At 73.2% G+C, this 12,381-nt stretch carries 6 protein-coding genes; all 6 read right to left on the reverse strand.

Annotated features, from left to right (window positions below):
• Positions 1-142: 142 nt before the first annotated feature.
• Positions 143-5,731, reverse strand: a complete 5,589-nt coding sequence (locus ABD832_RS36060) for a non-ribosomal peptide synthetase/MFS transporter (RefSeq protein WP_344905090.1) — start codon at positions 5,729-5,731, stop codon at positions 143-145.
• Positions 5,728-7,104, reverse strand: coding sequence for a 2-oxo acid dehydrogenase subunit E2 (locus ABD832_RS36065; RefSeq protein WP_344905094.1), 1,377 nt, complete (start codon positions 7,102-7,104; stop codon positions 5,728-5,730). Before ABD832_RS36065 ends, ABD832_RS36060 begins: the two co-directional genes overlap by 4 nt.
• On the reverse strand, positions 7,097-8,080 hold the full coding sequence (locus ABD832_RS36070; protein ID WP_344905096.1) for an alpha-ketoacid dehydrogenase subunit beta: 984 nt from the start codon (positions 8,078-8,080) through the stop codon (positions 7,097-7,099). The genes ABD832_RS36065 and ABD832_RS36070 overlap by 8 nt, the downstream gene beginning before the upstream one ends.
• Positions 8,071-9,072: a thiamine pyrophosphate-dependent dehydrogenase E1 component subunit alpha gene (locus ABD832_RS36075; RefSeq protein ID WP_344905099.1), complete on the reverse strand. Its 1,002-nt coding sequence runs from the start codon at positions 9,070-9,072 to the stop codon at positions 8,071-8,073. Before ABD832_RS36075 ends, ABD832_RS36070 begins: the two co-directional genes overlap by 10 nt.
• Positions 9,065-10,588 (reverse strand): condensation domain-containing protein, encoded by a 1,524-nt coding sequence (locus ABD832_RS36080; RefSeq protein ID WP_344905102.1) that lies wholly within the window; start codon positions 10,586-10,588, stop codon positions 9,065-9,067. The genes ABD832_RS36075 and ABD832_RS36080 overlap by 8 nt, the downstream gene beginning before the upstream one ends.
• A 125-nt stretch (positions 10,589-10,713) precedes the next feature.
• Entirely contained in the window at positions 10,714-12,168 is a 1,455-nt protein-coding gene (locus ABD832_RS36085) for a class I adenylate-forming enzyme family protein (RefSeq protein ID WP_344905105.1), read from the reverse strand.
• Positions 12,169-12,381: the final 213 nt, after the last annotated feature.

The raw sequence follows: 12,381 nt of genomic DNA on the forward strand, positions 1-12,381 counted from the left end.
CCCTCCCCGCCTCTCCGACGTCCTCACGACAGCCGCCTCACGATAGCCATCCTCACAACAGGCGCCTCACGTCCACCGCTCCCATGACCGCCGTCCTCACGACAGCTGCCTCACGACAGCCGCCGCCCTCAGGACCACCGCCTCAGCTCCCGACGGTGACCACCTCGCTGTCGCGCTCCCGCTCCTGGCGCCTCTGGATGGCCTGGAAGCCGACCAGGTCGTCCGGGAGCGCGTCGGGGACGTCCACGTCGAACCGGGACAGCGTCCGGGTCCGCATCGCGACCAGCGCGGTGATCGCGATGGCGACCGCGAACAGCACGTACATCAGACCGACGCCCCGGCCCTCGCCGGTGCCCAGCACGAGGCCGACCGTGTCGGACAGCGGCCCGCCGGGGACCAGCAGCGGCTCGAACAGGGCGCTGCCGTACGGCGCGACCAGTCCGAAGCCGATGGGCAGGGTGGACCAGGCGATGAGCGTGTTGAGCGCGATGACCCGGCCGTGGAAGCGCTGCGGCACCTTGACCTGGATGATCGTGGCGTAGACGCCGTTGAGCATGGTCAGCCAGAACGACATCCCGAAGGCACCGGCCGCGATCAGGATCAGGTTCTGCTGCAGGCCGGTGACCAGGCAGAACACGCTCAGGGCGAGGGTGGAGAGCATGACGCCGCGCAGTCTGCGCCGGCGCGGTCCTCCCCAGACGGTCATGGTCAGGCCGCCGAGGAAGACCCCCAGGCCGCCGAAGAAGGAGATCCGGCCGACGTCCTCCAGCGTGGCGAACCCCAGGACCAGCGGCGAGATGAGCAGGAACAGCGGGGACAGGAAGATGTTCAGCACCGCGAAGAAGAAGAGCATGCCGCGGAATCCGCGGTTGCCCCAGGAGAATTTCCAGCCCTCGATCATCTCGGCGACCAGCGACTCCCTGCGCCTCCACGCCATGGTCTGCGGGAAGCGGACGAACAGCAGCACCCCGATGGCGAAGGCGTACGAGACGACGTCCAGGACGAGGATGCCCTCCAGGCCGATCACCGACATCAGGCCGACCGCGACCAGCGGGACGACCAGCTGGGCGGTGCCGGTGACCATCTGGACCACGCCGTTGGCGTGGCCGAGGAAGCGCTTGGGGACCAGCTGCGGGATGGCGGAGTTGTAGGCGAGTCGCTGGAAGGTCAGCGCGATCGACAGCACGACCAGGAGCGGGTAGACGTGCCAGATCTGCAGGTTGCCGGTCCACAGCAGGACGCCCAGCACCAGCTGGGTGCCGAACGCGCCGACGTCTCCGGCGAGCATGACCCTGCGCCGGTCGTAGCGGTCGACGAGGGCTCCGGCCAGGGGGGACACCAGCATGCCGGGGACCAGCGCGAGCACGGAGAACAGGGCGAACCTGGCCAGCGAGTCGGTGGTGATGTAGATCCACAGCGGGATGGCAAACTCGGTCAGCGACGACCCGATGATCGAGACGAGCTGCCCGGCCGCCACGGCGGCGAACCGCTTCATGCTGGGCGGCGGGCCGGACCGCGCCGGGGGGCCCGTCGTGACCGGGTGTCCCGTCCCCGGTGGCGCCCCGCCCGTGCCGGTGGAGGCGCCCGCGGCCGGTCCCGTACCGGGGGGAACGGCCGCGGGCACGAGCGGTCCCGCGCCGATGGCCGCGGGCGCCATCGTCACCGGGGAGATCTCCGCGACGGCGTCCTGGGTGGAGACGCCGCCGAGCCACCAGGTGGACCGGTCGGTACGGGCCAGCTTCGCCGTGTCGCCGGAGGCGATGGCCCGGTGGGTGCCGGTGACGATGTCGGCCAGCTCCTCCGCCCGATATTTCAGGAAAAAGTGTCCGGCCTCGTCGAGGACGACCACGGCCGTCGCGTCGGTCAGCAGGTGCCACTCGCGGTAGCGCTCCTGGTAGAACTCGGTGGCCGGGTCGCGGTCGCCCGCCACGGAGATGATCGGCGCCCGCAGCGGCTCGACCCCCTCCTCGAAGAGGCGGGTGAAGTAGCGCTCGGCCTCCTTCGTCCCCTTGCGGCGGTTGTCGATCATCAGCTTGAGCTGGTCGCGTTCCAGGTCCTCCACGTCGAGACCGGCGGCCTGCAGGGCGTTGGCCCAGACCTGGTCGCTGCGGAGGCGGTCGGTCAGGTTCGACAATCTGGCCAGCACCGACGAGGGTCGCGCGAACGGGAAGATGCCGCCCAGGTAGATGGCCTCGACCGGTCGTCCCGCGGCCTCCAGGCGCCGGGCGATCTCCACGGTCAGCATGACGCCGAGCCCGCAGTGCCCGTACAGGGTCAGCGGTCCCCGGACGTCCTTGAGGATCTCCTCGACGCATCCCTGCGCGACCTCCGCCACGGGCCGGGTCTCCTCGATCAGGCCCATCTCCTGGCCGGGGACGGCGACCGCGTGCAGCGCCCAGTTCTTCGGCAGCGTGTCGGCCAGCGGCTGGTAGATGGCCGCGCTGCCTCCCCCGTACGGGACGCAGACCAGGGTCGAGGTGGCGGCGCGGGCCGGGGTGAGCCGGTGCAGGAGCATGCGCGGGCCGTCGTCGCCCGCCTCGACGAGCCGCGCGAGCGCGCGGACGGTGCGGTGCTTGAACAGGTCCAGGATGGTGACCTGGCGCCCGCCGTCGGGGATGACCTTCCGCAGGCGGGCGACCACCTGCGCGGCGAGCAGCGAGTGCCCGCCCAGATCGAAGAAGTCGTCCAGCACGCCGACCTGGGCCAGCCCGAGGACCGTCGCCCACACCTCGGCGACGGCCTCCTCCAGGGGCGTCTCCGGCGGGACGAAGCCGGCCTCCTGGTCGGGACGCGCCTCGTCGGGTTCGGGCAGGCTCGCCCGGTCGACCTTGCCGTGCGACTTCAGGGGCAGCTCGTCCAGCCAGACGAACCGTCCCGGGATCATGTACTCGGGCAGGTGCTCGCCGAGCCGGGCCCGCAGCTCGCCCACGGCGACCTGCTCCCCGGCGTGCTCGGCGACGACGTAGGCGACCAGCCGGTCGGCGCGCAGCTCGACGACGGCCTGGGCGATCTCCGGCTGCCCGGCGAGCACCGACTCGATCTCCGGCAGCTCCACCCGGTAGCCCCTGACCTTCACCTGGAGGTCGCGGCGGCCGAGGAAGCACAGGTCACCCGAGGGCAGCCAGCGGCCGAGGTCACCCGTCCGGTACATGCGGGCGCCGGGCTCGCCGTAGGGGTCGGGCAGGAACCGCTCGGCCGTCAGGCCGGGCCGTCCGAGGTAGCCGCGGGCGAGCCGGTCGCCGCCGAGGTAGATCTCCCCGGTCATGCCGGGCGGGACCGGCCGCCGGTGCTCGTCGAGCACGTAGACCGCGGCTCCCGGCAGCGGCCTGCCGATCGGCAGGTTCGACGACCGCTCGTCCTCGCCGGTGACGACGTGGGTGGAGATGCCGACCGTGGCCTCGGTGGGGCCGTAGTGGTTGACCACCGGGGTGTACGCGGCCAGCTCGCGGGCCCAGCTCCACCGGGAGGCCTCGCCGCCGAGGATGAGCAGCCTGCGCGGGAGCACCTCGGCCGGCTCGTCCACCCCGGCCAGCAGCGAGGCCAGGTGGGAGGGGGTCATCTTCAGGTAGTCGGTGCGGTTCAGCAGCCCGGCGAGCTCCTCGACGGGGGCCTGCGGATCGGCCAGGTGCAGCTCGCCGCCGGTCATGAGCGACAGGTAGAAGATCGTCACCCCGAAGTCGAACGAGAGCGACTGCAGCAGCGTGTACACCGCGCCGGGCTCGACCGCGAAGCGCTCCCCGACCCCGGCGAGGTAGGTGAGCACCTGCCGGTGCTGCACGCCGACGCCCTTCGGCCGCCCGGTGGTCCCCGAGGTGTAGATCACGTACGCGAGGTGGTCCGGGGAGAGGGCGGGCGGCGCGAACCCGGTCTCCTCCAGCGGTTCGGCGTCCAGCAGGACGGCACGCACCCCGGGCACGTCGGACACGACGTCGCGCAGGGCCGAGGTGGTCAGGACGGCGACGGCCCCGGCGTCGGCGAGCATGTACGCCAGCCGGTCGCGCGGCTGCTTGGGGTCGAGGGGCACGTAGGCGCCACCGGCCTTCAGCACGCCGATGACGGCAGCCGCCAGGTCGGTGGACTGCTCCAGGAAGACGCCGACCCTGGTGTCCGGGCCCACGCCGTGGTGGTTCCTCAGCAGGGCGGCGATCCGGGTGGAGCGCTCGTCCAGCTCGGCGTAGGTCAGCGAGCCACCGGCCGGGGAGGACGCGCCGGCGGACGCGGTGCCCGCGGAGGGCGAGACCTCGTGGACCACGGCCGTCGCGCCGGGGGTCAGCGCGGCCTGCGCGGTGACCAGGTCGTGCAGCAGCCCGTGGCCGGACGGCCTCACGGCCGGTCCCTTCGCGAAACCCAGGACCAGCTCGCGCTCCTCGGCGGAGAGCAGCGACAGCTCCCCCACCCGTGCCCGCGGGTCGGCCACGATCGAGCGCAGCAGCGTCTCGAAGCGCGCGGCCATCAGTTCCACGGTCCCGGCGTCGAACAGGGCGGTGCCGTAGGAGAGGTGGCCGATCAGCCCGTCCGGGCTCTCGAACAGGTACAGGCCCAGGTCGAACCGGGTGGTCCTGGCCGGGAGCGTCAGGTAGGAGACGCGCCCGTCCTCCTGGCCCGCCTTGAAGTTCTGCAGCGCGAACGTGACCTGCGCCAGCGGGGACCTGCTCACGTCGCGGGTCACGTTCAGCTCGGTGACCAGCCGGTCGAACGGGAGCTCCTGGTGCGCGAAGGCGTCCAGCGCGGCCTCGCGGGTGCGGTCCAGGAAGGTGGTGAACGGCGGGTCGTCGGCCAGGTCGGCGCGCAGGACGAGGGTGTTGACGAACATGCCGGCGACCCCGTCCAGCTCGGGCAGCCCGCGCCCGGCGACCGGGGAGCCGACCGCGAAGTCCGTCTGCCCGGAGTAGCGGTACAGCAGGACCTGGAAGGCGGCCAGCAGCGTCATGTACGGCGTGGCCCCGGCCGCGGCACCCAGCTCGGTCAGCCGCCGGGTGAGGTCGGCGTCGATCCGGACGTCGAGCGCGGCGCCCTCGTGGCGCTGCTCGGCCGGTCGCGGCCGGTCGGCGGGCAGCTCCAGGGCGGGCAGCCCGGCCAGCCGGTCGCGCCAGTGGGCGATCTCGCGGGTGTGGTCGCGGCCCCGCTGCCACAGGGCGTAGTCGCCGTAGCCGACCGGCACGGGCGGCAGAAGGTCGCCGTCGTGCAGGGCGAGCAGCTCGCGGATGATCAGGTCGCTGGACCAGCCGTCGATGACGGTGTGGTGGGCGGCCAGAAGCAGGACGTGGTCCTCGGGCGCGATCCGCGCCAGCACGGCGCGCAGGAGCGGGCCGTGCTCCAGGTCGAAGGGGACGGCCAGGTCGGCGTCGAACAGCTCGATCGCCTCGTCGACACCGGCCGCCTCGACGACGCGCAGCTCGGCGGGGCGGGGATCGTCCACGACCAGCTCGGGGGTGCCGTCCTCGGTGGTGAGGAAACGCATCCGCAGGGCCTCGTGGCGTGCGACGACCTCGTCCAGCGCGCGGCGCAGCGCGTCCGCGTCCAGGGTCCCGCGCAGCCGCACCGCGACGGGCACGGTGTAGACGGTGGTGCCCGGCCGGTACTGCTCCAGGAACCACAGGCGTTCCTGGGCGTGCGACAGGGGCGGGACGGTTCCGGGCGCGCGGGCGACGACGGCCCGCGCCTCCCCCCTGCGCCGGAGCCGCTGGGCGAGCAGCGCCTTCTTCGCGTCCGACAGCGTGGTCTCGGTCATGCGTTCAGCTCCATCCGGAGGGCCGCGAGGAAGAGCGCGGCGTCCCGGCCGTTGATCAGTCGGTGGTCGTAGGCGAGGCCGATGCAGGCGACGGTCCTCGACGTCACCGTGCCGTCCTCGGTGAAGGCCGGTTCGCGCTGCGGCGAGGTGATCGCGAGCGCGCAGACCGTACCGGGGAAGATGAAGGGGATCGCCAGGACGACGTCGGCCTCGGTGTGCAGGGTGACGGCGATGGTGGCGCCGGTGAGGTCCCTCTCCCGGAAGTCGCCCTCGACGGCGGCGAGCCGGTGGCGCATGAGCGTGTCGGCGATCGCCTTGAGCGAGCTCGTGTCGTGGACGACCGGCACGTACAGGCCCTCGCCCATGTCGAACGTCACGCCGACGCGCGGGGCGTCGGCGGGGCGCACCCGGTCCCCGTCGAGCGAGGAGAAGAAGAGCGGGAACGCCGGGTGCAGGGCGGCCACGGCCTGGACGAACAGCTCGGCCAGGCCGACCGGCCTGCGGACCTCCCGGGTCAGCCCCTTGGCGCGCTCCAGCAGCGGGCCCACGTCGAACTTCACCGCGGTGTAGGCGGCGGGGATCGTGTCGTGCGAGACGGTGACGGCGCGCGCGACGGCGCGCTGCACCCGCGACAGGCGGTGCGTGTCCGCCTGCGGCCCGGCCCCGCCCTCCGGGGCCGCGGAGGTCGCGGAGGTCGCGGAGGTCGCCGAGGTCGCCGAGGTCGCCGAGGTCGCGGCCGTCTCGGACGACGCGGATCCGGTACGGGGTCCGGCCGGCGCCTGCGCGTCGTCACGGTGGGCCGACGGCGCCTGCGCGTCGGCGCGGCGGGCGGCCAGGGCCTCCACGTCGGTCCGGCGGACGACGGCCAGGCCCAGCGAGGCGACCTCGGCCTCGGAGACCCCGAGGTCGTCCATGGCGGCGCGGGCGGGGTCGGTGACGACCGGCTCGACGGCCGGAGTCTCCCGGTGCCCGGCCGCGTCCCGGGACTCGCCGGATCCGCCGTCTCCCCCGTCCTCCCAGAAGTCCCCGGGCACCGCCGGACCGGAAGCGACGGACGCCGTACCTGACACCGCGCCGGACGTACCGGAAGCCGTGGGCACCGCGCCAGAAGCGCCGGGCGCCGGGGCGGGCGGCGGGGCCGCCTCGGCGGTGACGCGGGCCAGGAGCGATCCCGGGGCGACCCAGGTGTCGAGGGCGGCGGCGTGGTGCAGGTACCCCGCCTCGGGCGCCTCCAGCTCGTCGGCGGCCTTGGAGGTCTCCAGCACGGCGATCGCCTCCCCGGCCGCGACGGGCTTGCCGTCCCCCACCAGCCAGGCGACGACCAGGTACTCGGTGTCGTTGTCGTTGAGCTTGGGGACGCGGATGTCAGCCACGCAGGGCCTCCCGTACGGCGTGGTGGATCGTGGACTCCCCGGCCAGGACCTCGTCCTCCAGGTGCGCCGCGGTGGGGATCACCGCGTCGCGCGAGTGGACCAGGCGGACGGGCCCGCGCAGGCGTCCCCACAGGCGGGCGTGCAGCAGGTGGGCGACCTCGCTGCCCCAGGTGCCCCCGGGGGTGCTCTCCTCGGCGACCACCACGACGTCGGTCAGGTGGGGCAGCAGCGCGTCCGCGTCCAGCGGGTAGAGCCGGGAGGGCACCAGCAGCCGGATGACGATCTCCTGCTCCATCATCAGGGAGCGCATCGCGCCCAGCGCCCGGTGGGCCATCCCGCCGGGGGCGATGACCACGCAGTCGGGACGCTCACCGGCGTCCCGGACGTCCACCACGGCCAGGTCGCCGTCACGGCGCACCGCGAACAGCGGGTCGACCCGTCCCATCTGCCGGGTGTAGAGGACCTTGTCCTCGAAGAACACGCAGGGCTCGCCCGCCTCCAGCATCGCCGCGAACACCGCGCGGTTGTCGTGGAAGGGGGACATCTCGTACAGCGAGAGGCCGGGCATGCCGATGAAGTGCTTCTGCAGGCTCTGGCTGTGCGTGGGGCCGTAGCCACGGCCTCCCCCGGTCGGGCAGCGCACCACCATCCGCAGCGGCACCCGCTCGCCGTACATCGACACGGACTTGCTGGCGAAGTTGCACAGCTGGTCGAAGGCGAGCGTCACGAAGTCGCCGAACATGATCTCGGCCACGGCCGTGTTGCCGGTCAGCGCCAGGCCCGCCGCGACGCCGGTCAGCGCGCCTTCGCTGATCGGGGTGCCGATCACGCGCCCGGGGAACCGGGTGGACAATCCCTTGGTGATCTTGAAGGCGCCGCCGTACGGGTCCAGGACGTCCTCGCCGAGCAGGTAGGCCGTGGGGTCGTCCTCCAGCAGGTCGTGCAGGGCCGCGTTGAGGTTCTCGGCTACGCGCACGGTCCCTCCCCGCGGGACGGCGGCCGGGCCGCGACCTCGTCGGCGACGGCCTGGATCTCGGCCCTGACCGTCTCGTCGAACCGGTGGAAGTGCTCGGGGTGGTCGTGGGCGTAGCGGCCGTACCAGTCGCTCTCCCTGGCTGCCCGTACGATCTCGGCCGGGCGGACGTCGTCGCCCTTGCTGTGCGGCCCGAGGCGATGGGTGACGAACTCGACCACCAGCGGGACGCCCTCGCGCACCCGCGCGACGTCGGCCTCCAGCGCCATGCGGATCTCGTTGACGTCGGCGGAGACGACCAGGCGGTGCGGGACGCCGAACGCGGCCGCGCGCCCGGCCACCGTACCCGCCATCTGCGACGCGGTCGGGGTGGACTGGGCCACCCCGTTGTTCTCCACCACGACCAGCAGCGGGAGCCGCCAGAGCGCGGCGAGGTTCAGCGCCTCGTAGACCGCACCCTCGCCCCAGGTGCCGTCGCCGATGTGCACGCAGGCCAGGGCGCCGGGCTCGGCGCGCTTGAGGTGCAGCGCCACCCCCGCGGCGACCGGCATGCTCTCGCCCTGCACGCCGGTGGACAGGTAGCGGTCGCGCCGGATGTGCTGGCTGCCGCCCACGCCGCCGCAGATCGCGCCCTGCCTGCCCATGATCTCGGCGAGCAGGCCGTGCGGGTCGCGGAAGCGGGCCAGGTAGTGGCCGTGCCCCCGGTGGTTGCTGAAGACGTGGTCGGCCGCGCCGAGCAGGGGCCGCAGCGCGACCGGGACGTACTCCTGGCCGAGGCAGGTGTGCGTGGTGCCGTTGAGGTCGCCCCTGGCGTACAGCTCCAGGAGCTTCAGCTCGAAGTGCCGGATCGTCAGCAGCAGGCGCAGGTCCTCGTCGGCCAGGCGGGAGAGGCGGGGCCCGGCGGGGCCCGTGCTCGCGCCGGTCGCGCCGGTCGCCGTGCCGGTGGCGGTCGAGGGGACGGCGGTGGCGTCGGTGGCCGCGGTGGTCTCAGTCATCGCCGAGGGAGTCCACGATCCCGGCGATCGTCGGGGTGTCGAAGAAGGCGTCCAGGGAGACCTCGATGTCCAGGCGCTTGCGCATGCGGGCGATGATCTGCGTGATGGTCAGCGAGTGACCGCCCAGGTCGAAGATGTCGTCGTGGTCGTCGATCGGCGAGATGCCCAGGACCTCCTCCCAGATCTCGCGTATCTGGTCGGTCAGCGTGGTGACGGAACCCATCTCGTTCTCCAGGATGTCGTGCAGTGACAGGTCGGGGTGGCGGGTGGCGCGTTCCAGGACGAGCCGCAGGTCGCCGGCCACCCGGGCGGCGTCGGGAACCGTCTCGGGGTCGTACCGCATGCTGATCTCCAGCCCGCCGGGCGCGGCCACGCACTGCAGGTGCAGCGCGCCGCGGACCGCGTGGTTGAAGGCGGTCCACTCCACCGTGGCGTCCAGGCCGGTGAAGACCGGGCCGGCCTCGCGGCGGGTCCGGTAGCTGACCGAGACGGGCACCAGCGCGGCGTGCGGCCGTACCCGGGGCATCGCCCGGGAGAACGGCACCTGACGGAACCGGTAGATCTCCCGCAGCTCGCCGCGGAGCGCGGTGGCGAACGCGCGGAAGGTCTGCCGGGGTGAGGGGGCGGAGGCGACCGGGAGCTCGTTGACGAACGGTCCCACGTGGTCCGCGGCCTCGACGGGACGGGTGGACAGGTCCACGGCGGTGGTCACCGCCGCGTTGCCGTAGCCGAGGAGCAGGGTGTGCAGCGCGGCGAGCAGCACCTCGAACCCGGTCAGGCCGGGGACCGCGGTGACCGGCGCGCCGAGGGTGAACCTCAGGACCCGGCCCTCGCCCGCCCGCCGGGACCTCAGCGGCCGGCCCAGCACGACGGTCTCGCCCGGATCGCGCCAGCGGGGCTTCCAGAACTCCCGCGCGTCCGGCAGCAGGGCGGCCACCCGGTCGCGTTCGGCGCGGCCGTGGTCGGCCCTGGGCAGCGGGAGCGGCGTCTCCCCGTTGTAGAAGGCCGCCAGGTCGCGGACCAGGACGTCCTTGGAGCCGCCGTCGAAGACCAGGTGGTGGGCGACGAAGACGAGCAGGTGCCGGCGGGGGCCGGTGCGGAACAGGGTGAACCTGGCCAGCGGCCCGGTGTCCAGGTCGAACGGGCGCAGGATCTCCTCGCGCACGGCCCGCTCCCACGTCTCCTCCCCGAGGGTGGCACCCGCGTCCCTCTCCCCGGTGGGACGCTCGCCCTCCGCTCCGGCCGGGTCCGCGTTCCCCCGGGCGGGACCCGCGTCCCGCACGTGGCGTACCGGAACCTCGGCGCCGGGTACGAGCCGCAGCTCGCCGTCCACCTCGGCCACCACGTCGCCCAGCATCGGGTGCCGGTCCGCCACCGCCGTGCAGGCGGCCAGCAGCGCCCCGGTGTCCAGGTCGCCGTCGAGGTGGACGAGCAACGGCATGTGGTACGCGGCGCCCCCGCCGCCCGCCTGCTCGGTCACCCACATGCCCTGCTGGGTGAACGTGACCTCGGGCATGCCCCCGGACACGGGTTCGGGAGCGGACCCGGACACGGGACGGGACACGGGATCGGGCACGGACATCGGCGCGGACGCGCTCCCGGGCACGGTCCCGGCGGCGCTCCCGGGTACGGAAGCGGGCCTCATGTGCTCTCCACCCTCCCGCGCAGGGCCCTCTTGTCGACCTTGCCGCCGTCGTTGCGCGGCAGCGCGTCGACCGTCAGGACGTGCGCGGGCACTTCGTGCGGGGCCAGGCGGTCCTTGAGGAAGATCCGCAGTTCCTCGGGGGCGAGCGGCTCCCTGACGGCGAGGGCGACGGCGACGACGGTTCCGAGCACCGGGTGCGGCACCCCGAACGCGGCGGCCTCGATCACGGCCGGATGCGCGTGGACGGCCTCCTCGACGTGGATCGTGGAGACCTTGAAGGCCCCCGACTTCACCACGTCGCTCTCCCTGTCGACGAGGTACAGGTACCCCTCGTCGTCGATCCGGCCCAGATCGCCCATCCGCACCCAGCCGTCGCGGAAGGTCGTGCTCCCGGGGTCGCCGTAGTAGGCGCGCGGTGCGGCCGGGGAGCGCATCCAGACCTCCCCGACCTCCCCCGCGGGCAGCGGCTCGCCCTCGGGGGTGGCGATCCTGACCCGTCCCCCGGCGATGGCGCGGCCGACGCTCCCGGGACGGTCGGGGTCGAACATCATGACCGTCTGGGCCGGTGCGGCCTCGGTCGAGGTGTAGTAGTTGGTGATCGTCGCGTTGGGGAAGGTGGCGGTGAGGGCCGTCGCGACGGCCGAGGGCAGCGGCGCGGCGGCCGAGCCGAGCAGCAGCACGCTGGACAGGTCGTGCCGCTCCCCCACCCCCGCGTTGATCAGTTCGATGGCCATCGCGGGGACCAGGAAGACCGTCCCGGCGCGGTAGGACTCGATCAGCGCGGCGAAGCGCCCCGGGGTGAAGCGCGGCAGCGTCACCACGGCCGGATGCGCGTCCAGCGCGTTGACCAGCATGGTCTGCCCGGCGTTGGTGCCGATCGGGAAGGCGTGCGCCAGGTGCCGGGAGTGCGCGAACGGACGGCGCCTGCCCCCGCAGCCGTAGGCCAGATTGGCATGGGTGGCCGTGACCCCCTTGGGACGGCCGGTGGTGCCGGAGGTGTAGAGGATCTGGGCCGGGTCGCCGGGTGCCGGAGGTTCGGGAGCGGCCTTCTCATAGGACGTTTCGGCCCGCAGGTCCTCGATCGTGGCGCTCCAGCCGACGCCGGGCACGGTGAGCCCGGCGCCGTGCACGACCCCGGCCGCGCCGCAGTTGTCCAGCATGAAGCGCAGGTCACCGGGGGCGAGGCGGTCGGAGAGCGGTACGGCCACGGCGCCGGCCGCCAGGACCCCGCAGAACGCCACCGCGTAGTCGGTCCAGTCGGCGGCGCCGAAGACCAGCCCCACCCGGTCGCCCCGGCCCACACCGCGTCCGACCAGGCGGTTCGCGAGTTCGGTGGAGCGCTCGTGCCATCGGCCGTAGGTGAGCGGATCCGAGCCGTGCACGATCATCGCGGCCCCGTCGGGGTCGGCGAGGGCCCGGTCGTGGAGCAGCTGGGAGACGGTCAGGTTCACCGGGTGAACCTCCCACTAAAGATCGGATGTATATGCGCTCGAAGCGCGAGGGCGCCGAAGGCGCTACAGGAAAGAATCTTTACTATTCAAAAGCGAGCGTCAGTCTTACATGATCGCAACAGCCGCGCAAGCCCTCCGGCGAGGTTCGACAGCGTGACGAAATCGTCCTGAAAGAGGGCCTTGCGCCCCCGACAGGGAGGTGTAACACTGACG

The sequence above is a fragment of the Streptosporangium longisporum genome, from assembly GCF_039534895.1.
Taxonomy (GTDB): Bacteria; Actinomycetota; Actinomycetes; order Streptosporangiales; family Streptosporangiaceae; genus Streptosporangium; species Streptosporangium longisporum.